General features: G+C 71.1%; 16 protein-coding genes. 5 read left to right on the top strand and 11 right to left on the bottom strand.

Going from position 1 to position 21,619, the window contains the following annotated elements:
• Window positions 1-79 precede the first annotated feature (79 nt).
• On the bottom strand, window positions 80-994 hold the full coding sequence (locus tag IEV99_RS14495; protein WP_188518466.1) for an EamA family transporter: 915 nt from the start codon (window positions 992-994) through the stop codon (window positions 80-82).
• 195 nt (window positions 995-1,189) lie between these two features.
• Here IEV99_RS14495 and IEV99_RS14500 point away from each other — a divergent pair, with 195 nt between their 5' ends.
• The 4 genes from IEV99_RS14500 (at window position 1,190) to IEV99_RS14515 (ending at window position 5,473) form a co-directional block, all read left to right on the top strand.
• A complete protein-coding gene (locus IEV99_RS14500; RefSeq protein WP_308469376.1) occupies window positions 1,190-1,477 on the top strand; it encodes a hypothetical protein in 288 nt (95 codons plus the stop codon).
• A gap of 195 nt (window positions 1,478-1,672) precedes the next feature.
• Complete coding sequence (locus IEV99_RS14505; protein WP_188518467.1) at window positions 1,673-2,167, top strand: (2Fe-2S)-binding protein; 495 nt, start codon at window positions 1,673-1,675, stop codon at window positions 2,165-2,167.
• Complete coding sequence (locus tag IEV99_RS14510; RefSeq protein WP_188518468.1) at window positions 2,164-3,225, top strand: FAD binding domain-containing protein; 1,062 nt, start codon at window positions 2,164-2,166, stop codon at window positions 3,223-3,225. Before IEV99_RS14505 ends, IEV99_RS14510 begins: the two co-directional genes overlap by 4 nt.
• Complete coding sequence (locus IEV99_RS14515) at window positions 3,218-5,473, top strand: xanthine dehydrogenase family protein molybdopterin-binding subunit (protein WP_188518469.1); 2,256 nt, start codon at window positions 3,218-3,220, stop codon at window positions 5,471-5,473. Before IEV99_RS14510 ends, IEV99_RS14515 begins: the two co-directional genes overlap by 8 nt.
• 520 nt (window positions 5,474-5,993) lie before the next feature.
• On the opposite strand, the gene IEV99_RS14520 is transcribed toward IEV99_RS14515, so the two are convergent.
• The 8 genes from IEV99_RS14520 to IEV99_RS14555 form a co-directional block, all read right to left on the bottom strand.
• Complete coding sequence (locus tag IEV99_RS14520; RefSeq protein WP_188518470.1) at window positions 5,994-6,506, bottom strand: hypothetical protein; 513 nt, start codon at window positions 6,504-6,506, stop codon at window positions 5,994-5,996.
• A gap of 149 nt (window positions 6,507-6,655) precedes the next feature.
• Window positions 6,656-8,053, bottom strand: a complete 1,398-nt coding sequence (locus tag IEV99_RS14525; RefSeq protein WP_188518471.1) for a gluzincin family metallopeptidase — start codon at window positions 8,051-8,053, stop codon at window positions 6,656-6,658.
• A 2-nt stretch (window positions 8,054-8,055) separates the two neighbouring features.
• On the bottom strand, window positions 8,056-9,402 hold the full coding sequence (locus IEV99_RS14530; protein ID WP_188518472.1) for a TfuA-like protein: 1,347 nt from the start codon (window positions 9,400-9,402) through the stop codon (window positions 8,056-8,058).
• On the bottom strand, window positions 9,399-10,595 hold the full coding sequence (locus tag IEV99_RS14535) for a YcaO-like family protein (RefSeq protein WP_188518473.1): 1,197 nt from the start codon (window positions 10,593-10,595) through the stop codon (window positions 9,399-9,401). The genes IEV99_RS14530 and IEV99_RS14535 overlap by 4 nt, the downstream gene beginning before the upstream one ends.
• Window positions 10,592-13,939 (bottom strand): AAA family ATPase, encoded by a 3,348-nt coding sequence (locus IEV99_RS14540; RefSeq protein ID WP_188518474.1) that lies wholly within the window; start codon window positions 13,937-13,939, stop codon window positions 10,592-10,594. Before IEV99_RS14540 ends, IEV99_RS14535 begins: the two co-directional genes overlap by 4 nt.
• Window positions 13,940-14,244: 305 nt before the next feature.
• Window positions 14,245-14,925 (bottom strand): anti-sigma factor, encoded by a 681-nt coding sequence (locus IEV99_RS14545; protein ID WP_188518475.1) that lies wholly within the window; start codon window positions 14,923-14,925, stop codon window positions 14,245-14,247.
• A complete protein-coding gene (locus IEV99_RS14550) occupies window positions 14,916-15,485 on the bottom strand; it encodes a sigma-70 family RNA polymerase sigma factor (RefSeq protein ID WP_308469377.1) in 570 nt (189 codons plus the stop codon). The genes IEV99_RS14545 and IEV99_RS14550 overlap by 10 nt, the downstream gene beginning before the upstream one ends.
• 79 nt (window positions 15,486-15,564) lie before the next feature.
• A complete protein-coding gene (locus IEV99_RS14555) occupies window positions 15,565-16,446 on the bottom strand; it encodes an alpha/beta hydrolase (RefSeq protein WP_188518477.1) in 882 nt (293 codons plus the stop codon).
• 205 nt (window positions 16,447-16,651) lie between these two features.
• Here IEV99_RS14555 and IEV99_RS14560 point away from each other — a divergent pair, with 205 nt between their 5' ends.
• Window positions 16,652-17,968 (top strand): Gfo/Idh/MocA family protein, encoded by a 1,317-nt coding sequence (locus IEV99_RS14560; protein ID WP_188518478.1) that lies wholly within the window; start codon window positions 16,652-16,654, stop codon window positions 17,966-17,968.
• Here the strand turns inward: IEV99_RS14560 and IEV99_RS14565 are convergent.
• Both IEV99_RS14565 and IEV99_RS14570 read right to left on the bottom strand, forming a co-directional pair.
• A complete protein-coding gene (locus IEV99_RS14565) occupies window positions 17,934-19,964 on the bottom strand; it encodes a hybrid sensor histidine kinase/response regulator (protein ID WP_188518479.1) in 2,031 nt (676 codons plus the stop codon). The two genes, IEV99_RS14560 and IEV99_RS14565, sit on opposite strands and share 35 nt — an antisense overlap.
• A 160-nt stretch (window positions 19,965-20,124) precedes the next feature.
• Window positions 20,125-21,546, bottom strand: coding sequence for a M20 family metallopeptidase (locus tag IEV99_RS14570; RefSeq protein ID WP_188518480.1), 1,422 nt, complete (start codon window positions 21,544-21,546; stop codon window positions 20,125-20,127).
• Window positions 21,547-21,619: the final 73 nt, after the last annotated feature.

Raw genomic sequence — 21,619 nt, forward strand, 5'->3', positions numbered from 1 at the left:
ACGCCAGGCGTAGCGCGCGCTTCCCTGGCTCAGGCGCCGGCGCCTGAGCCAGCGCCAACATTCGTCAGCGCGGGCTTTTTCAAGCCGCCGAAGATGGCAGCCGCGCAGCGCCTTCGCGCCAGGCCGCGACACGCGGCCAGAACAGCCCGATCGCGAGGCCGCCGAGCACGAGGCCGGCCGCTACGAGCTTCCAGCCGGGCATCGGTTCACCAAGCCAGAGCCAGGACGCCCCCATGCCAAACACCGGGACGAGCAGCGCCATCGGAGTGATGGAGGCCGCGGGGTTGCGCGACAGCAGCCACGCCCAGGCCGCGTAGCCGAACAGGCTGTTGCCGACCGACTGCCACAGCACCGCCGCCCAAGTGGTCGCGCCGGCGTCGCGCAGCCCGGTCGCGATGGCGGGCCAGCCCTCGAACATCAGCGACAGCACGATCAGCGGCGGAACCGAGAACAGGCTGGACCACACCACATAGGCCACCATGTTCACGCGGCCGCCGGCCTTCGCGACCATGTTGCCGGCCGCCCAGCACGCCGCCGCGAGCAGGATGAGGCCGAGCCCCAGCGGCGTCGTGGTCGCGTCCACATTGGCGGCGATCACCCCAATGCCGACGCAGGACAGAAGCAGCGCGGCGATCTGGAACGCCCGCACCCGCTCGCCCGTGAACGCCATCGAGAGCCCGATGGTGAAGAACACCTGCGCCTGCACGACCAGCGAGGCCAGGCCCGGCGAGATGAAGCCGTTGATGGCGATGAACAGCAGCCCGAACTGGCCCGCCCCGATCAGCAGCCCATAGGCGACCAGATGGCTCCATGGCACGGCCGGCCGCCGGATGAACAGGAGCGCCGGAAACGCCGCGAACACGAATCGCAAAGCCGCGAAGGTGAGCGGCGGCAGATGCGACAGCCCGATCCGGATCACGACGAAATTGGTGCCCCACACCGCCACGACGGCGAGCGCGAGCAGGACATGGGACAGCGGCAGCGCGCGCGGCATCGGGGCCTCCGAACTCGGCCGCACCATGCACGCGCCGAAGCGCGCTGAACAATCGAATTGCGTGACGCCAGCGATCAGCGAAACCGATCGAAGTCACTCCTCGCCACCTCGCGACCTCGCCTGGAAGTCGGGCGCGCCACAAAGGAACCCCTCGCGCCCGGCGTCTGTTTCCCCCGCATCAATGGGAGAACACACATGACGATGAAGCTGATTGGCGTAATCGCAGGCGCCGCGCTGGCCTTTGCGGGTCTTGCATCCACCGCGCAGGCCCAGGGCGTCGTACGCGGCGCGCAGGACGGCGCCATCGTGGGCAACCGGGCGGCCGGCCCCGTGGGCGGAGCCGTCGGCGGCGTGGTCGGCGGCGTGGCGGGCGGTGTCGTCGGCGGCGTCAAGGGTGTGGCCGGCATCCCGCAGGACACCCGCGTGCGCACCTACCGCACGCACCGCCACCACTACCATCGCCGGCACGCCCACCGCCGCTGAACCGACCCGAATAAACGCGCGTCCCCCGAACGCCCGACGCAGGGCGGAAGGGGGATGCCGCCGGGCCACGCTCGGCTCGACGTGACTTACACGCGAGGGCTGGACTGCGCAGCGTCGTGCTCCATGTGCTTGCAACAAGGGATCGCGGCGCGCGCCGGCCGACCCTGTTCTTGCACACACCGGAGCACCCCCCGCATGAGCAGCCCCCTCACGCTCACCGTGAACGGCGTCCAGCGCCGCTTCGATCTCGACGACCCGCGCGTCACGCTGCTGGACCTGCTGCGCGAGCGCCTCGACCTCACCGGAACCAAGAAGGGCTGCGACCGCGGCCAGTGCGGCGCCTGCACGATCCTGGTCGACGGCCAGCGCATCAATTCCTGCCTCGCCCTCGCGATCAGCCATGACGGCGCCGACATCCTCACCATCGAGGGCGTCGCGCATGGCGACGCGCTGCATCCGGTGCAGGCCGCCTTCATCCAGCATGACGGCTTCCAGTGCGGCTTTTGCACGCCCGGCCAGATCATGAGCGCCATCGGGCTCATCCGGGAGGGCCAGGCCGGCGACGATCCCGAGCGCGTCCGCGAAGGGATGAGCGGCAACCTGTGCCGCTGCGGCGCCTATGCGGGCATCACCGAGGCCGTGCTCGAGGCCCATCACACCCTCAACCGCAAGGCGGAGCAGGCGGCATGAACCGGTTCGAATATCTCCGCCCCGCCACCGCCGCCGACGCAGTTGCGGCCGCCGCCCAGCCAGGCGCGGCCTATCTCGCGGCCGGCACCAACCTGCTCGACCTCATGAAGGGCGGCATCGCGCGCCCCGACACGCTGGTGGACATCACCCGCCTGCCCGGCCTGGACACGGTGGAAACCCTGCCGGACGGCTCAACCCGCATCGGCGCGCTGGTGCGCAACGCCAGGCTGGCGCATGACGCCGGCTTCGCCCGCCGCTACCCGGCCGTCGCCGAGGCGCTGCTGTCGGGCGCGTCGCCGCAGCTGCGCAACGCCGCCACGGCCGGCGGCAACCTGCTGCAGCGCACCCGCTGCACCTATTTCTACGACACGGCCAGCGCCTGCAACAAACGCCAGCCCGGCTCCGGCTGCGACGCGCTCCACGGCGACAACCGCCTCCACGCGGTGCTCGGCTGGAGCGAGCGCTGCATCGCCACTCACCCTTCCGACTTCTGCGTCCCGCTCGCCGCGCTGGACGCCGTGGTGGAGACGCACGGCCCCGCCGGCCCGCGCGAGATCCCGCTGGAAGCCTTTCACCTCCTGCCCGGCGACGCGCCCGAGCGCGAGACGGTTCTCCAGCCCGGCGAGCTGATTCTGGCCGTGAGGCTCCCGCCGCAAGCGGCTGAGTTCGCGGCGCATTCTCGCTACCTCAAGGTTCGCGAGCGCACCTCCTACGCGTTCGCGGTGGCGTCCGCCGCCGCTGCGCTGCGCATGGAGGGCGACAGGGTCGCGGAGGCCCGCATCGCGCTCGGCGGCGTCGCCCTGAAGCCGTGGCGCGCTCGCGAGGCCGAGGCCCTGCTGGCCGGCCAGAAGCCCGACGCGGCCCTGTTCCGCCGCGCCGCCGACGCCGCGCTGGCCGACGCGCGGCCCTCCGCCCCCGCCAACGCCTTCAAGATCGAGCTCGCGCGCCGCATCGTCGCCCGGGCCCTCACGCTGGCCGCCGCCGGGACCCCCAACCGCATTCCCGCCCTGCCGGCTTCCCCCTTTGCGCATCAGACCGGAGGCGCCCACCATGCCTGAACTCAAGCTCAACCAGGCGCCCGCCCATGTCCGCCACGGCTCCAACATGGGCCAGCCCCTCACGCGGCGCGACGGCGTGCTGAAGGTCACGGGCGCGGCCCCCTACGCGGCCGACAGCAAGGTCGAGGGCCTGCTCCACGCCGTTTTGGCCGTCAGCACGATCGCGCGCGGCCGCGTCACGCATCTCGATGTCGCGGCCGCCAAGGCGCATCCCGGCGTGGTCGACGTCATGACGCCCGAGAACCGCCCGGCGCTGGCCGAGGATCCGGACGCCAAGACCAACCCCTTCATGTTCCGGCTCGACCTCCTCCAGAACGACCGCGTGCGCTATCCCAACCAGCCCATCGCGGTGGTGATCGCCGACACGCTGGAAGCCGCAACCGAGGGCGCGGCCCTCCTGGCCCCCCGCTACGAGACCGAGCCGGCCCGCGCCGGCCTCGACACCGAAGGCCGATTTTCTCCCAACACCGTCGGGGTCGGCAACCCGGCCGAAGCCAGCCACGGCGACGTCGAAGCCGGCCTCGCGGGCGCGGCCAAGCGCGTCGAGGCCACCTACGAAACCCCGGCGCAATACCACAACGCCATGGAGCCGCACGCCATCGTGGCCCATTTCGAGGGCGACCGCCTCACGGTCGACACCCCCAGCCAGGGCCTCGCCATGGCGCAGGGCCGCCTCGCCGGCCTCTTCGGCATGGACCCGAAGAACATCCTCGTCCGCTCGCCCTTCCTGGGTGGCGGCTTCGGCTCCAAGGGCTTCATCGCGGGCCCGCAGATCCTCGGCGTGCTCGCCGCCAAGCTCACCGGCCGCCCCGTGAAGCTCGTGCTGCGGCGCGAGCACATGTACGGCCCCGTCGGCCACCGCGCCCCGACGCGCCAGACGCTGCGCCTCGCGACCGACGGCGACGGCGCGCTCCAGGCGCTGCACCACCACACGCTCACGGCCTCCAGCACCTTCGACGACTTCTTCGAGCCCGCCTCCGATATCGCCCATACGCTCTACGCCAGCCCGGCGATCCGCACCTCGCACGAGGCCGTGCGCGTCGACAGCGGCACGCCGCTGTTCATGCGCGCTCCCGGCGAGGCCACCGGCTCGATCGCGCTGGAAAGCGCCATTGACGAGATGGCCGAGGCCTGCGGTATGGATCCGCTCGAATTCCGGCTGAAAAACTATGCCGAGATCGAGCCCCTGTCAGGCAAGCCCTTCTCGTCCAAGGCGCTGCGCGAATGCTACCGCCAGGGCGCCGAGCGCTTCGGCTGGTCGAAGCGCTCGCTTGCGCCGCGCCAGATGCGCGACGCCGACGGTCTCCTGGTCGGCTACGGCATGGGCACCGCCACCTTTCCGGCGCTGATGTTCCAGGCCAACGCCAAGGCAATCATCAAGCGCGACGGCACGGGCGTGGTGGAAAGCGGCACGCACGACATGGGCCAGGGCGCCTGGACGGCCTTCGCCCAGGTGGCGGCCGACAGCCTCGGGCTCGACATCGAGCAGATCGAGTATCGCGCGGGACGCTCCGACCTGCCGGACGCCGGCATCGCGGGCGGCTCCGCCCACACGGCCACGGCCGGCACCGCGATTCATCGCGCCGGCGCGGCTGTGATCGCCAAGCTGGCGGCGCTCGCCACCGAGAACCCGGATTCGCCGCTCTACGGCGCCGGCAATGCCGGCGTGATCGCCCGCGAAGGCCGCCTCCACCGCCGCGACGACGAGAGCCGCAGCGAAACCTTTGCGGCCATCCTCGACCGGGCCGGCCTCGACCAGATCGAGGAGAGCGGTGCGGCCGCGACCGACCCGGCTGCCGCCGGCGCCTACGCGATGCACGCCCACGGCGCGGTCTTCGCCGAGGTGAAGGTCGATCCAGACTTCGGCCAGATCCGCGCCACCCGCCTGGTCGGCGCCTTCGCGGCGGGCCGGATCATCAACCCCAAGCTGGTGCGGAGCCAGCTCTTCGGCGGCATGATCTGGGGCGTCTCCTTCGCCCTGCACGAGCACGCCGCGGTTGACCACCGCACCGGCAGGGTGATGAACCCGAACCTCGGCGAGTACCACATCCCGGTGAACGCCGACGTCCCGGCGCTGGAAGCCATCACGGTCGACGAGCACGATCCCCACGTGAACGACCTCGGCGTGAAGGGCGTCGGCGAAATCGGCATCACCGGCTCAGCCGGCGCGGTCGCCAACGCGGTCTGGCACGCCACCGGCGTCCGGGTCCGCAACTTTCCCATCACGCTCGATCAGCTGATCGGGTGAGGCAAGCGCCCGCTGGGGAGGCGGCGCGACGCGAAGGCCTTCTCCCCCCGGGAGAAGGTGGCCCGAAGGGCCGGATGAGGGACTAGCGGGACGACCAAGACAATCGGCGGCGATTGACGCTGAGAGTCAGACCCTCATCCGTCGGCTTCGCCGCCACCTTCTCCCGGGGGCTAAGGGCCGCCCCCTGTCGTTCGCGCAAGTGTTTCCAATCCTCCCGGTCATTGCGAGCGACAGCGAAGCAATCCAGCTGATGATGGGCGTGACGCGCAACAGCCCACCCTCCCCTCGAGGGGGAGGGTCAACGGGCGAAGCCCGCCGGGGGCGGGGTGACGCCGGGTCAGCGCACGGATTCCTCTCACGATCCTTTCGCCCGGCGTCTGGATTGCTTCGCCTGCGGCTCGCAATGACGGGAGGGTGCCGTCGGCAGTCGCGAGAGTCGGCGACGGCGCCGTCGCGCTCCCCTTCTCCCCCCGGGAGAAGGGCTGCGCCTTTTTTGAAAACCGAGGTTGCCGCCGCCTCCCTACTCCGCACGCCCTGTCATCTGCGCCCGGCCGGTCAGTTGCGCCCGTCCGGTCATTTGCGCGCGGCCCGTCATCTGGGCCCGGCCGGTAAGCTGGGCGCGGCCTGTCATCTGGGCGCGGGCCGAAAGGCTGTCGCCGCCGTCGGCGAGTTCGGGGGCGAGAAGGATCTCCTCGAATGTCCCCGCCATGGCGTCGAGGCGGACTGACCGGTCCTTGGAGTCCACCGCCCACATGGACACGTCCTTGGCGAACACGTCGCTGGTCAGCTCCACGCCCGAAAGGCCGAGGTCGATCGGGCTCTGGCCGGCCGGAACCGCCGTCCCGGCGCCGTGAACCTTGAAGATGCAGGGCGCGGCGAGCTTGTAGTACTGGCCCTCGAAGCTGAACCCGTAGATCCGCGCCAGCACGGCGTCCTTTTCCGTGGTCGGGCCGTCGAGCTTCAAGTCGGTCATTTTGCGCCCGAACAAGCGCACAACCGAGCCAGCCAGCACGGTCTCGTTCAGATTTACCATTCGCCCCTCCTCTGGTGGTGGGTAGTCCCGCCGTTCGCCGGACGGGCGTGTTTGCAATCAACGCTCAAATCGCCGGAAGCCAGACACGCCCAAGGTTGCATGGTTGCATGGTCTCCAATGTGAAGCGCTTCACACGAGGCGCCTCACACTCAATCCGGCCGCCGATGTTCGGCGCGGATGATCTTGCCCAGCCCGAACGCCACCGCACCCTCGTGCCGGCGCGCCGGCAGGCAGCAGGCCGCGTGGCGCAATGCACGGAACTGGCCGATCTGCTGCGCATACGGCACGCCCGCCCGAAACCGCCGCGCCGTGGCCAGCATCACGCCCGCCGTGACCCGGGCCGGAACCACCGGATCGATCTCGCGCCAGCGCAGGTTTTCGGCGAGCATGTCGGCCGCGTAGAGGCCGACCAACTCAGACGTCACTTCGAGCAACACGCCCGCGACCTCGCCAAAGGACAGGTCGTCGATGTCGACCCGGTCCACCATGGCGCCCAGCACAAAACCGACTGTGTCGCGCGCATCCACAAGCGCCTCGCGGAAGTCGCCTCGCAGGGTTTCATAGCGATTGCCGAACGTCGCCGCGAGCGTCGCCATCGCGGCATCAACCTCGTCGCGATCCCAGCCGCGGGCGTCGTCGTCCGGCGCAATGACGCCGCGCGTCACGAGGTTGTCCTGGTAGAGATCCACCAGGAAATCGAACAGCGCGCCCGTGAGCGGCTGCGCCAGCGCATGCGCGTTCCGGCCCTGGCCGGACGGGTCGATCCAGTCCCCGCTCGCGGCGAGCCGCAGGCCGGCGAGGTCGCTCATCCGGGTGGTGTTGTCGGCGACGCGGATCTGCTGCGTGCTGGACAGCTCGCCGATCTTGTTGCTGTCGTTGGCCACGTACATGTTGCCGTTTGTCTGCGTCAACACGCGGTCGAGCACGGTCTCGAAGTGCAGCGCCGTGAGCAGCGCCGTCATGTCCGACAGCGACTCGTGGAAGGCCAGGAACTCACCCGTGAGGCGATCCTGCGCGGGCGTGCCGAGTTCGGCGAACAGCACCGTGTGGCCCGTTTCGTGCGCGATCACGTCGGCGTTCAGGCAAAACAGGCGCATCTCGCCTTCATTGTTGACCTGACAGCCCATCTCCATAAAGCCAGGACCCGACTGGGCGTTCGCCCATTCGACCAGCGGCACAAGCTCGAGCCGCTCGCGGCCGATCAGGTCCATCCACCGCACGGTGCGGCCGAGATATTTCTCCCAGACGTCGACCGACAGCCGCACGCAACCATAAAGGTGGGCCTGCAGGAACTGCTCGGTGTCGATCGGAATCCAGGCGAAGTCGCCGTTCTGGTCGGGCCAGGCCGGCGGCCGCACGGCGCCGCGAAACGGCGGCAGCGTCAGCGGCGGGTCGTATGGGACCTTGTCGACCGCATCCACGACGATCAGGCGGTCATCGGATGGTCCGGGCCCGACCGTGCCTGCCGGCCGCGACACCTCGATCAGTTCGGGCTCCGGATAGCTGTCCGTGGCCTGGGGAAACAACCTGAACAAGGTTCCGCGCATGGTCAGCCCCCGCTCCGCATGCCCTGCTCGCCCGGCTTTGCGGAACCGGCGAGATCGAGATGGTACCTGCTCCACAGTGCGCGCGCAAAGGCGCCCTCATCCGGGTAGCAAAGTCGTTCTGCCACACGCGCAAGCGGTTCCGGCGCCAGCGCGTCGTCGTCCACCAGACCATAGCGCCAGGCGATCGGCCGCATGTCGGGGGGCGGCGGCCGGCCGGCGTCCGGAGCCGCGGCCAGGACGGCGGCGTTCAGGCGGGCCTGATGGAGCGCTTCAGGATACGCGCCCGAAAGACGCAGGTGGTCGACCACATCGCGCGCCCCCGCCGCTGTGACGTGAGCGCCGCCCCGCCGCGCCACACGCTCGAACAAGGCCGCGAGCCCGGCCTCGTCGAGGCCGTTCTCGGCCATCCAGCGCTCCAGCGACGCGCGGGACGCCAGGCCCCGCAGTTCGCGCCAGGATGCGAAGGCGCGCCAGGTCACGGCGGGATCGGCGGGTCCGCCCTCCCGCCCGGCTGCGCGGCACAGAACCGGCCAGCGCACGAAATCCCGCTGCAAGTCGTCCGCGACCAGGGCATCGTCGGGCGTCAGGGCCGCGGCGCGGCGCGCCTCCTCGGCGGCCACGAAGGTTTCCCAGACGCCGGAGCGTTGAAACCCGAAGGTGGGCTTCGGCGCCGTCTCGCCGCTCGCCAGAAAGGCTTCGACCCGGGCGATCAGCGCCAGCGCGTCCCGGCGCTTCTGGGATACGTAAGCCTTCTCCCACCAGTCGCGCAGAGCCGCCGCGACGGGCGGCGCGAGCTGGGGGCTGGCGAGCAAGGCCTCGGCGCTGCGGTCCGGGTAGAAGGTCGCCGCCATCTCGGCGCAGAGCGCGTCACGCAGCGCCGCGCTGATCACGCCAAGGTCGTGCGCCTCCGCGAGCCCCTGTCGCAGGTCGACCATGGCGTCGCTGAGCCGCAGGAACTCCGTGTCGGGCGGGCCATGCACCACCGCGACCTCGTCGTCGTTCTCGAAATCGTCCGAGAAGGGACCATAGCGGCCGGCCCTGAAGCCCTTATACACCCGGCCTATCCCCACCATCCCGAACGCGTCGAGCTCGGCCGCGCGCAGCGCGCCCATGCTGGCCGCGCCGAACACCGCGACGCCCTCGCTGATCGCCCACAGGATCTCGCGGTGCCATACCGACGGGACCTGGTGGAAATAGCCGTCCACGATGCCGACGACGCGCGGCCGGTGCGCCAGCACGGCGCGGTACAGATCGCCCTGCGCGGCCGGCGGCAGGATGGGCGTGTCCGTCAGCGCCCGGGCTTCGGCGGCGGGCAGGCTGGGCCCGAGGAAGATGAGCCCGCCCGTCATCGCGGCCGCCCCGGCGCGGCGCCGTTCTGGCGCGCGGCGCGGACGCGGGCGGCCCGGGCGCCGCCGGCGCGCCCTTCCTCGCCGGTGAGCGGGGATTCGAGCCCGGGGACCAGCACGCGCGCCACCGGGATGCCGATGTCCGCGCGCGTGAGGTCCACGCACAGCGCCTGGCCGAGGCCGGCGGCCGCCAGCAGCCCGAGCGCGCGCCCGATGTCGGCGTCCGCGCTCCCGGTCGACAGATCCGCGCGGGCGTCCGGCGCCGCCGTGGCCGCGCCCTCCATCCACACGCGGCTGACGCGCCTGCGCCTCGCGCGCGCGGCCGCGTCGTAGATCTCGGGCGCGAAGTCGTCGCGCGAGCCCGCGATCCAGGTGGTGCGCGCCTGCGCGGCCTCGGTGAGCGCCTTGGCGATCGCGACCGCCGGCGCGGGGTGGCACGCGGCCCCGATCTCGGGGTCGGTCGCGGTGGCGCCCTCGTCCGCGGCCAGGCACAGATAGGCGGGCAGGCCCACGTCCGAGGTTGCGTCCCACACACGGATGCGCACGCCCGCGGCCGCGAAGCGCTCCAGCAGCCACGCGCAATCGGGATCGCGGATGGCCGCGAGCGCGAGCGAGGGCTCCGCGTACCCGTCGCGCAGACGCCAGAGCGTGACCGCGTCGCGCTCCACGAGCTCGTAGAGCGCGTGCGCGATCGCGTCCGCGAGCGTGGCCCCGGATGCGAGCCCGTTCGTGTGCGCCTCGAACATGCGCCCGAAGCGCGCCTCCGCGGCGGGCGTGTAGTCGGCGCTCACGCATTCGAGCGGGACCCAGGCGGGCGCGCCGGTCGCGAGGTCGCGCGCCTCCACCCATGGAATCAGCGCGTCCGCGTCGAAGCGCGCGCCCTCGGCCAGGGGCAGGCCCTCCCACACGCAGGGGAGCCCGGCCGCCTCCAGGTCCGCGGCGCGCCCGAGCCGGCACGGCGCCAGCACGCGCTCCGCGTGCCACGTCTCGGCCGCCTCCATGAACGCGGACGCCTTCGCGGCCGCGAGCGTGCGCCCCTTCCCCTGGAAGACCGCGATCGAGCGCGAGTTGGGGCGCGCGGCCAGGCACACGGGCACGCCCAGCGTATCCAGGCCCGTGAGCACGGCCACGCGGGTGATGCCCATGCGCGGGCCCAGCGGCGCAAAGCGCGCGTAGGTCTCAGCCGGCGCGCTCACGCGTCCGCTCCTGCGCCGTAGAGCGCGTGCGCGGCCTGCACGTCCGCCTGCGCGAGCCACTCGGGCGCGCCCGTGAGATACGGGCGCAGGATGGCGCGCGCCTCCTCGTGGTCGCCCGCCCGCCCGCGCGCCCGCGCGAGGGAGAGCGCCGCCCGCACGCCCAGCGCCCGCGCGTCCTGCGCGTGCGCGAGCGCCAGCGCCTCCCTGAGCGCCGCCTCCGCATCGCGCCCGCCCGCGCCCGTCCCCGCCCGCAGCTCCCCAATCCTCCTCAAAACCTCCGGCATCCAGATGCGCAGGCCGGCGGCGTTGCAGACGTCATGGACGTATTCGAGCTCGGCCAGGCCCTCGTCGGGGCGGCCGGCAAGTTCCAGAACTTCGGCGAGCATGCAGTAATAGACGGGGAAATCCTCCGAGGTGCCGCTGTCCTTTTGCTGGGCGAGGCCCTCCCGCAGCATCGCGAGGCCGCCCAGCGGGTCGCCGCCGAGTGCGGCCGTCCAGCCCAGAAACAGCCGCCCCTTGGACAGGTGGTCGGAAAAGCCCTTCTCCTCCGCCAGCCGCAGCATGGTGGCGGCCCGCTCGCGCACGGCCGGGATGTCGCGCCGGTAGGCGCTGTGCATCACCGCGATGTCGATGCAGTGGCTGTACGAGCCGTCATGGCCGAGCTCGGCCGCCCACGCCATGGCGCGGCGTTCCTGGGCGAGCGCCTGCTCGGGCGCGCCCTGCAGCCAGTAGACGAGCGCCCGCTCGCCGAGCGCGCAGACCTTTGCGTCATGGTTGCCGTAGAGCGTGGCGTGGTGGCGATAGTCGCCGGCCTCGTAGATCGCCAGCCCCTTGTCGATGTGCTCGCAGCAGGCCCCGAACTGCGCCAGCCCGAAATAGCTGCCCCAGCCGCAATGATGCGCTTGCAGCAGGAGCTCGGGATCGGAGCGCACCTGGGCGCGCTCCAGCAGCGCCTCGAAGCGCCGGGTCTTGTCGCGATAGTCCTCCGACATCCGCCACCAGCCCCAGAACACCGGATAGTGCGTGCGGGACTCGGGCAAGAGCCGGCAGGTCTCGTACGCGCTGGTGTAGATGTCCTCGACCTCGCGCGAGCCGGGCCCCTTCAGCGAGATCAATGCCGGGCCCAGCAGCACCAGCACGCGCAGGCGCTGCTCCAGGTGCTCGGGCTCGGGCGGCAGGTGGCCCAGCACCTCCAGGCAGCGCCGCAGCTGCGTCACGGCCTCCGGCAGCGCCGATCGCTGGAGGTTGCGCTCGCCCGCGCGAAGCCAGAACGTCACCGCCTGGTCGTAGAGGTTGGCCTCCGTCAGATGGTGGGCCAGCATCTCGGGCTGCTCGCGCTCCACCTCGGGCGTCAGCCGGCGGATTTCCTCGGCCGCGACTGCATGCAGCCGCCAGCGCCGGTCCCTCAGCAACGTCCGGTAGGCGGCGTCCTGCACCAGCGCGTGCTTGAACGAATAGTGCGCCTCACCCTGCTCCTGCGTCTCGAACAGCAGGCCGGACGCCAGCAGCGCCGCGATGCTCCCGTCGAAGCCCGCCCCTTCGCGCGCCGCCACGGCCTCGATCAGCGGCCGCGAGAACGAGCGGCCAAGCACCGCGCCGACCTGCGCCAGCGTCTTGGCCTCGCCGGCCTGGTCGAGCCGCGCCACCAGAATCTCATGCAGCGAGTCAGGGATCGGCGGCATCGCCGCTACGGCGAAGCGGTCAAGCCCGGAGGCCTGCTCCACGGCGTCCACCACCGTGCTGGTGAACTCCTCCAGAAACAACGGATTGCCGTCCGTCTTGCTGACGATCTGGGCCGCGAAGGTCGGGTCGATGCGCCGGTCGCCCAGCACGGTCTGGATCAGCGCCCGCGCGTGCTCGGGGTCGAGCCGGCCCTGGCGCAGCACCGCCAGCCCGGAGCGCTCGATCCATTCCACCTGCTCCTCGTCTCGGCAGGTCGCGATCAGCAAGATGCGCTGGCGCTCCAGCCGCGGAATCAATTGCTCCAGCAACTCCAGCGAGGTGGGGTCGAGCCAGTGGATGTCCTCGACAATCAGCAACAGCGGGCTCGCGGCGGCCCGCCGCTCCATCTGGTCGATCACGAATGCGAAGGTCTGCTCGCGGATCTGCCGCGGCGAAAGCTCGCCGTTGAGGCGTTGCTCGATGTCGACCGACAGGAGCTCCGCCAGGATCGGCATGCCGGCCCGGCGCGTCTCCTCGTCGCCCCAGATCAAGTTCTCCAGCTTGCGCCGGCGGGTGCCCACGTCGTCGCCTCGCCGGATGGAGGCCGCGCGCGTCAGAAAGGCGATCAGCGGAAATAGCGGGCTCTGGGCCGAGAACGGTCCAGCGGTGTAGCGGTGGACCACCGCCTCCGCGCCCTCCACGCCGTGGGCGAAGTGCTCCACGACGCGCGACTTGCCAATCCCGGCCTCGCCCACGATCACGAGGCCGCCGCCCTCCCCCACCAGGCTGCGCTTCCAGTGGGTGCGCAGCATCTCGAGCTCGACAACGCGGTTCACCAGCGTCGCCGGGCGCCGGCCCCGCCGCGCGCGGAAGCGCGTCGTCATCCGCCGCTCGCCCTGCACGCGCCACAGAGCGGTTTCGGTGGAGAAACCGCGGAACACGCGCCGCCCGAGCGACTCGCAAGTGAACAACCCCCGCACGAGCCGGTAGGTGCTTTCCGCCACCAGCACCTCGCCGGGACGCGCGGCGGAGTGGATCCGCGCCGCCAGGTTCGGCGTCGCGCCGACGATTTCCTGACGCTCCGACCCGCCGGGCGCGTAAAGGTCGCCGACGATCACGACGCCCGTTGTCAGCCCGATGCGCGCTTCCAGCACCGATCCATCCGGCGTTGTGACCGCCCCGAGCCCGCGCGTAATCTCCAGGCCGGCGCGCACGGCGCGCTCGGCGTCGTTCTCGTGACCGATCGGATAGCCGAAATAACACAGGATGCCGTCGCCGATGAACCGGGCCACGAAGCCCTCGTAGCGGTTCACGATCTGCGTGCAGAAGGCCCGGTAAGCCTGGATGATCTCGAGATAATCCTCTGTGTCCATGCGGTCGGACAGCCGCGAGGACCCGACGAGGTCGCAGAACATCACCGTGAGATGGCGCCGCTCGGTGATCGTCTCGGCCTGCAATTCCGGGTGCGTCGTCGCCACCGTCACGGCCCCGCCGAGTCGCTCGCCGATGGCCCGCATCAGCCGCTTGCGCTGGCCGAGCGTGAAGCCCAGCTCCTTGAGATCCGCCTCCGTGATGTCGCCGAGCGTGTCGAACCCGACATGCTGCGCCGCCAGCGCCGGCCCAAGCTCCGCCAGGCCGTGCAGGGCCAGCCAATCGATGAAGCTTGTTTCGGATTCGGACACTCGACGCGAACTCAGCGCAGCGCTTCCGCCAGAATGCCTCATCAGAGGTCCCGGCGGCAAGCGGGCGCGAGTTTTCGACGTGAAAACAATCACAACGCGCAGTGGGTTGTTGTTTTCGGCGCGATTCAGGCGCTCGGCAGCCCACCGTCCCCTTGAGGGGGAGGGTCGACGGGCGAAGCCCGGCGGGGTGGGGTGCAGCCGGGGAAGAGCGCGGTTGTGCCAACGAGGCTACCGCCCACCGTCACCTCACCCCGCCGCTGCGCGGCGACCCTCCCCCTCAAGGGAGGGTAAAGGGCGCGCTGCTCTTACTCCGGGATGAGCTTGCCCGAATAGATCACGGGGCCGGTCGGGCCGCCCGTGGGGGAGCCGCCGGAGGGTTCCACCGACACCGCGAAGGTGATGGAGGTGCGGGCGTCGTTGCGTAGTTCGGCGGGGGCGGCGACCTGCTGGGCGCCGTCGTGGACGACGCCGAGGGAGCGCGGGGCGGCGCCGTCGCGGATGTACCAGAGTTCGAGGCTGCGGCCCGCGGGCGGCTCCATGGCGACGGGGCGCAGCGTCACCGCGCCGGTGGCGACGTCGACGCGCACGATCAGGGCCGGGAGGTCGCCGCTGCGGTTGACCACGGCGACGTAGCGGCCGGCCGCGGGCGGCGCGGCGGGGCGCAGCCAGGGGGCGATCGCCAGGCTGGCGGCCAGCGCGGCCGCGACGCCCGTGGCGACGCGCCAGCGCAGCACCTGGCGGCGCAGCTGGACGACCGGGTCTGGACCGATGGCCTGCGCGATGGCGCGCCAGACGTCCGCGGTCGGGCTCACCGGCTCGACTCCTTGCGCCAGCGGCGACAGGCGGCGCTCCCAATCGGCGACGAGCGCCCGCAGCGCGGGGTCGCGCTCCAGCGCGCGCCCGAACGCGGCGCGCTCGTCGGCCCCGAGGGTGCCGAGCACGTACTCGCCCGCCAGGGCGTCGGCGTCTTCGGGCGTCATGGGCATGGCGGATCCAAGCACACGCGCAGCGCCGCCAAGCCACGGCGCAGCCACGTCTTGATGGTGTTCACGTTGCGACCGAAGCGGTCGGCCAGCTCCTCGCGACTGTAGCCTTCGCAGTAGGCGAGCACGAGGCACTGGCGCAGTTCGCCCTCGACCTGCCCCAGACATTGCCGCAGGGCCTGGGCGTCGACCCGGTCGACGCTCTCCCCGGCCGGATCGGCGAGGCTTTCCAGCCACCCGCCATCCTCGTCGCCCGCCGGAGCGCTCGCGATGGGCTCGGCCTTGCGGCTGCGGACCACGTCGATGGCGCGGTTGCGCGCGATGGCGCCGAGCCACGTCATCGGCGCGCCGGCCTCGGGCGAGTACCGGTTCGCATTGCGCCAGACGCGCAGGTAAACATCCTGAAGGATCTCCTCGGCCAAGGCCTTGTCCCTAAGGATACGAACCGCAATCCCAAGGAGTTTCGGAGACGTGGCGTCATAGAGATCGCGAAACGCGCGCCGGTCGCCGGCGCCGACGGACTGAAGCAAAACGGAAAGATCGGTCGCCGCCACTACGCGCACCCTTGCAGCCCCCGGAGGCAAATACTCGCAGAGGGCGCGCTTGGTTCACTTTCGCACGCCGGGATGATCGGACCGGGCCTCAGCCGCCCTGGATGAACGCAACCACGTCGTCCAGAACCGGCGCGCGTTCGCGCAGCGGCTTCGACAAGGCGAGCAAAATGCCCGCATGGCTGACGCCCGGATAGGCGCGCTCCACAACGCGCGTTCCCAGGCTGCGCAGCACCTCGGCGAGCTTGCGCGAGTTGCGCGGCAGCACGGTGGTGTCCTCGGTCCCGTAGGCGAGAAAAGCCGGCGGCGCGCCCCGCCGCGCGATCGAGACGGGCTGGGTTTCCTGCGGCCGCGGCCACTGGCCAAAAGCCTCGCGGGCGGCGCCGACGTCGAACGGGTAGAAATCATATGGGCCCGCGAGTCCGACCAGCCCGCGATAAGGAGCGCCGCGCAACCCGACATCCCGCGTAAATGCGGGGTTCAGCGCCAGCATGGCGGCGCTGTATGCGCCGGCCGAGTGACCCATGATAAAGAGGCGCGCCGGATCGCCGCCAAAGCGGCCGATCTCGCTCTTGACCCAGCGGGTCGCGAGCGCGCCGTCCTCCACGAAGCCCGGATAGCGGACCTGCGGGACCAGCCGGTAGTCCATCACCACGGTGACGATCCCACGCGCCGCGAGCGCCCGGCCAACAAACGCATAGTCGGCCCGCGCCCCACTATTCCAGGACCCGCCATAGATGAAGAGCGCCACGGGCCGGCGCTTCGCCGCCCTCGCGCCGGCGGACTCGTCTGGGACGAACACGTCGAGCTTGTGCCGGGGATCCGGCCCATAGGAAACGCCCTCGGCCGCGAGCCGGGCGCCGGAGTCGGCGGGCGTCACCGCATTGAAGACGCCGAGCGCCGAGCAGGAGGACAGAACGGGGGCGAGCAGGCCGGCCGTCAGAAGGGCGCGGCGGGACGGCGATGCGGGCATGCGGATCTCTGGCGCGAAGGAATGGGAAACATGAACTTCGTGCAAATACGCGCCAACCCGCCGGTTGGTTGAGGCCAGGCCCACGCAATCGGCAGCGCGCCCTTGTCGCACCCCTGACCGCGCCCCGGGGGCGGAACACCGGCCGGGAGGCCACGTTTCCCCGGCGGCGCATCGGCCGCCCTCGCGACCACGGAGACGACCCCCCATGAGCGACACCCTGGACCGCCCCTCCGAGCACCGCTGGAGCCGCCGCGGCCTGCTGCTGGCCGGAGGCGTCGGCGTGGGCGGCGTCGGGCTGGCGGGGCTCGCCGCCCCGGTTCTCGCCCAGGCTCCGGCGCCTCGCGAGCCGCTCGACGTAGGCGGGGTTTCGGGCGGCAAGGTGCAGTTCCAGCCCATTGCGGCCGGCACCGAGCCGGCGCAGAAGCCCAAGCCCGCTCCGCTGCCGCCGGCCGAGCGCGTCGGCTTCGCGATCGCGGGCATCGGACGACTGGCGCTCGAGGAGGTGATCCCGGCTTTCGGCGAAACCCGGATGGCCAAGATTGCCGCGCTGGTGTCCGGTTCGCCCGAAAAGGCCGGGCAGGTCGGCCAGTCGCTCGGCCTCGCGCCGAGCTCGCTCTATGACTACGCCAGCTTCGACCGCATCGCGGACGACCCGGCCGTGCAGGTGGTCTACGTGATCACCCCGAATGCGCTGCACAAGGACCTGGTTCTGCGCGCCGCCCGCGCCGGCAAGCATGTGCTGTGCGAAAAGCCCATGGCGGTGAGCTCCGCCGAAGCGCGCGAGATGACGGAAGCCTGCGCCAAGGCGGGCGTCAAGCTGATGGTCGCGTATCGCTCGCAATTCCAGAAGCACCACAGGGCGCTGCAGGACATGATGCGCTCGGGCGCGCTCGGGGCCATCCGCGGCATCGAGGCCGTGAACGTGCAGAACCAGGGCGATCCGCGCCAATGGCGCCTGCGCAAGGCGCTGGCCGGCGGTGGCTCGCTGCCCGACATCGGGCTCTACTGCCTCAACGAGGCGCGGTTCCTGTTGGGCGAGGAGCCCGTGGCGGTGTCGGCGCGCATCCACAGCCCGCCCGGCGACCCGCGCTTCGCCGAGGTGGAGGACAGCGTCGCGTTCACGCTGCAGTTTCCCTCCGGCGTGATCGCCAACTGCTTCACGAGCTACAGCGCCTTCAAGGGCCAGCATCTGCTGGTGAACGGAGCCGAAGGCTGGATGCGCATGGACAAGGCCTTCGCGTATCGCGGCCAGCAGCTGCACCATGGCGTGCTGCAGGACGGCCAGGAGGTGCAGCGCACCCTCACGGTGGCGGCCGGCAACCAGTTCGCCGACGAGATCGACCACATGGCCCAGTGCGTGCGCGAGAACCGCAAGCCGCGCACGCCCGGCGAGGAAGGCGTGCAGGACCACGTGCTGATGGAGGCGATCTACGAGGCCGCCGCGAGCGGCCGGACGGTGACGCTGCCGGCCTCGCAGGGGCTCGACGTCACGCGCGGTCCGGCGCTGCCGAAGGAGGGCTAGCCACGGCCTCGTCACGGGGGAAATACATCGACACAACGGTGCCGACGCCCGGCTCCGAGCGGGCGCGCACGAAGCCGCCGGACTGGCGCACATAGCCGAAGATCTGGCTGAGGCCGAGGCCCGTGCCCTTGCCTTCCGGCTTGGTGGTGAAGAACGGCTCGAAGGCCCGCGCCAGCGTGGCCTCGTCCATGCCCGCTCCCCGGTCCTCCACCTCCACGAGCACGTAGTCGCGTTCGGCCGCGCCGCCGCCCTCGGCGGGCGCGCTGCCGGCCGGCGCGTTGCGGGCGCGCAGCTGGATCCGCCCGCCTTCCGGCATGGCGTCGCGCGCGTTCACGGCGAGGTTCAGCACGGCGTTCTCGAACTGGCTGCGATCGGCCAGAGTCGGCCAGACGGGCTCCGTCCGGATCTCGATCTGATAGCGCGAGCCCAGCGTGCGGGTCAGGAGCTCCTGCAGGTCGGCCAGTTCGTGGCCGAGATCGAGCCGCTCGGGCTCCAGCGGCTGCTGGCGCGCGAAGGCGAGCAGGCGCTGGGTGAGCGCCGAGGCGCGCTTGGCGCCGTCCATCGCGCCCTCCACGAAGGCGCCCACGTTTGTGTCGCCGCGCGCGAGGCGCTTTTGCACCAGCTGCAGGCCGCTCAGCACCACGGCGAGCATGTTGTTGAAGTCGTGCGCGATGCCGCCGGCGAGCTGGCCGATGGCGTCCATCTTCTGCATCTGCCGCAACGTGCGCTCGGCCACCATGAGCTTCTCGGTTCGGGCCTCGACCTCGCGCTCGAGCTGCGCGCGCGATTTCGCCAGCACCTCGCGGGCGTCGACGATGTCCTGGATGTCCGTGCAGGTCCCGAACCAGCGCGTGATCGCGCCCGTCTGGTCGCGCACCGGCTGGGCCCGGCCGAGGACCCAGCGATACTCGCCCGAGGCGTGCCGGAGCCGGTACTCGATATGGTAGGGATCGCCGGTCGCCAGGCTGCGCCGCCAGGTCCGCGCGGCCCGCTCCTGGTCGTCCGGGTGGAACACGCCGTTCCAGCGCTCGCCGTCCGTCGCCCCGCGTGGCAGGCCCGTGAAGCTGTACCAGCGGTCGTTGAAGTAATCGTGGTAGCCGTCCGGCCGGGTGGACCAGATCATCTGGTCCACCGAGTTGGCGATCGCCTGGAACCGCGCCTCGCTTTCGCGCAGGCGCTCCTCGCTCTCGCGCCGCTCTTCGATGTCGATCACCGAGCCGACATAGCCCAGAAACGTCCCTGCCGGATCGAAGCGCGGCGCGGCGGCGTCGATCACCAGCCTGTAGGCGCCGTCATGGCGGCGCAGCCGATACTCGATCCGAAACGGGGCCTTCGCGGCGTTGGCGGCCAGAAATGCGGCCTCGGCGGCGCCACGGTCCTCCGGGTGGATCGGATCAAGCCAGCCGAAGCCCGCCGCCTCGCCGAGGCTCTGCCCCGTGAACGCGTACCAGTTGAGGTTGAGATACTCGCAATGGCCGGTGGGGTTCGTCACCCACACCATCACGGGCGCGTGGTCGGCCATTTCGCGGAACCGCGTCTCGCTCTCCTGCAGCCGGCGCTGGCCCAGAACCCGCTCGGTGACGTCGAGCACGATCGCGAGCGCGCCGCAGAACCGCCCGTCCTCGTCCGCGATCGGAGAGTAGCGCAGGTCCATCCAGACCTGCTCGGGCTCGCCGTTGCGGTTGAGCGACAGCTCCTGCTCGTCGAACGCCAGCGCCTCGCCGGCAAGGCTGCGCTCCACCACAGAGCGGTTGAAATCGCGATAGTCCGGCCAGACGTCGAACGCCGATTGGCCCAGCGCCGCCGGGTGCCGCTTGCCGCAAACCTTGGCGTAGCCCGAGTTGTAGATGAGGACGCCCGTCTCGCCCCACAGCAGCGTCATGGGCACGGCGGAGCGCAGCATCGTGCTCACCGAAAGCTTCAGAACGGCCGGCCAGCCTGAAATCGGTCCAAGCGGCGTGCGCCCCCAGTCATGCGCCGCGATGAGGCTTCCCATGGGGTCGGGAACCCGAAGAAAGAGAGGCGCGTCGACCACGTTCCAGGCGAACTCCTACGGTCGAAGACCGAAGCTGCGATGAACTTTCTTCTCTGGGGCCAGATCGAGCCGGCGGTCAACCAGAACCATTGGGAGTATGTGTATTACACGTCATGGTCGTTTATGCACGGCGCCTGGCCAGCACGGCCGGGCCGGTCTCGCCGAGATCCCAGAACAGCCCGGCCATAATCCGCAGCGCCTCTTCGGCGACCGAACCGAGCAGGTGCTCGTCCGGCGCGTGCTGCGAGCAGGCCGGGTAGGAGTGCGGGACCCAGATCGTCGGCAAGCCAAGCGTTTCCGAGAAGGCGTCGTTGGGGATCGAGCCGCCCAGATTGGGCAGCAGCGCCGGCTTCTTGCCGCTCGTGCGCGCCAGCGAGGCCAGCGCCCAGTGCACCCAGGGATCCTCCGGGTCGAGCCGCGTGGCCGAGAAGGTCTCCATCCGGCTCGCCGCGATCGTGACGGCGTCATAGCCGCTCGCGTCGAAATGTCGCCGTATGGCGGCCAGCGCCTCGGTCGGGTCCGTGCCGACCACGAAGCGCAACTGCAGGGTGGCCCTGGCGACGCCCGGCACCGCATTGGCGGGCGCGCTCGGGATGCCGGTCTCGTAGGCCAGCACCTCCAGCGCGTTCCAGCCGAACACGCGCTCCTCCGGGGTGAGCCCGGGCTCGCCCCAATCGTGGTCGATCGCCGGATCGTTCGGCCCCCCGCCCACCGTCAGGTCGGCGAGCGCGGCGCGCACCGCCGGCGGGATCTCGCGCGGTTTGAGCGCGTCCAGCAGGATGCGGCCGTTGCGGTCCACCAAGGAGGCGATCGCGTTGGCCAGGATCGTGCCCGGATTGGCGAGCAGCCCGCCCCAGTTGCCCGAATGATGCGCTCCCTCGCGCAAGTTTACCGTGAGGTCGAAGTTCAGCGCCCCGCGCGAGCCCAGGAAGATCGTCGGCCGCTCGGCGCTGAGCCGCGGCCCGTCGGAGGCGATCAGCACGTCGGCGGCGAGCGCCTGCCCGTGCGCGCCGGCGAGCTGGCGCAGGCCCGGCGAACCGGTTTCCTCGCCCATTTCGATCAGCGCCTTGCAGTTGAACCCGAGACTGCCGCCGCGCTCGGCCATCACCTGCGCGAGCGCCGCGATGTTGATGGCGTGCTGGCCCTTGTTGTCGGCCGCCCCTCGCCCGTACCAGCGGTCGCCATCCACGGTCACCGCCCAAGGGTCCCGATTCTCGCGCCACCGCCCCTCATGGCCGTTCACCACGTCGCCGTGGCCATACACCAGCACGGTCGGCAGATCCGCCCCCTCATGCCGTTCGGCCAGCAAAAACGGCGGCCCGCCTGCCACGGGGTTGTCCACCACCGACGACACGAAGCCGAGCTTGGCCAGCGCGGGCGCCATCGCGTCCGTCAGGTAGCCCCTCAGCTCGGCGCCACGTTCCCCCGACTGGCTCTCGGTGCGATGCGCCACGAGCGCCCGCAACTCGGACAGAAACGCCCCCGACGAAAAGTGCTCGGCCGCCCGCCGAACGGCGCCGTCGCGGGATGGGGTTGGGCTCATGGACATCTCCTGCCGGGCGGCGTGACCGCAACCTAGTTCAGCGACGGCGCGGAGCCACACCCTCCCCTCGAGG

Origin of the sequence: Alsobacter metallidurans (genome assembly GCF_014636935.1) — a bacterium.
Taxonomy (GTDB): Bacteria; Pseudomonadota; Alphaproteobacteria; order Rhizobiales; family Beijerinckiaceae; genus Alsobacter; species Alsobacter metallidurans.

Bases quoted from the DNA above. Each gene is read 5' to 3' on its own strand.
- IEV99_RS14560 (WP_188518478.1), top strand. From the start codon at position 16,652: ATGAGCGACACCCTGGACCGCCCCTCCGAGCACCGCTGGAGCCGCCGC.
- IEV99_RS14525 (WP_188518471.1), bottom strand. From the start codon at position 8,053: ATGCGCGGAACCTTGTTCAGGTTGTTTCCCCAGGCCACGGACAGCTAT.
- IEV99_RS14495 (WP_188518466.1), bottom strand. From the start codon at position 994: ATGCCGCGCGCGCTGCCGCTGTCCCATGTCCTGCTCGCGCTCGCCGTC.
- IEV99_RS14555 (WP_188518477.1), bottom strand. From the start codon at position 16,446: ATGCCCGCATCGCCGTCCCGCCGCGCCCTTCTGACGGCCGGCCTGCTC.
- IEV99_RS14515 (WP_188518469.1), top strand. From the start codon at position 3,218: ATGCCTGAACTCAAGCTCAACCAGGCGCCCGCCCATGTCCGCCACGGC.
- IEV99_RS14565 (WP_188518479.1), bottom strand. From the start codon at position 19,964: ATGGGAAGCCTCATCGCGGCGCATGACTGGGGGCGCACGCCGCTTGGA.
- IEV99_RS14545 (WP_188518475.1), bottom strand. From the start codon at position 14,925: ATGCCCATGACGCCCGAAGACGCCGACGCCCTGGCGGGCGAGTACGTG.
- IEV99_RS14505 (WP_188518467.1), top strand. From the start codon at position 1,673: ATGAGCAGCCCCCTCACGCTCACCGTGAACGGCGTCCAGCGCCGCTTC.
- IEV99_RS14510 (WP_188518468.1), top strand. From the start codon at position 2,164: ATGAACCGGTTCGAATATCTCCGCCCCGCCACCGCCGCCGACGCAGTT.
- IEV99_RS14520 (WP_188518470.1), bottom strand. From the start codon at position 6,506: ATGGTAAATCTGAACGAGACCGTGCTGGCTGGCTCGGTTGTGCGCTTG.
- IEV99_RS14500 (WP_308469376.1), top strand. From the start codon at position 1,190: ATGACGATGAAGCTGATTGGCGTAATCGCAGGCGCCGCGCTGGCCTTT.
- IEV99_RS14530 (WP_188518472.1), bottom strand. From the start codon at position 9,402: ATGACGGGCGGGCTCATCTTCCTCGGGCCCAGCCTGCCCGCCGCCGAA.
- IEV99_RS14570 (WP_188518480.1), bottom strand. From the start codon at position 21,546: ATGAGCCCAACCCCATCCCGCGACGGCGCCGTTCGGCGGGCGGCCGAG.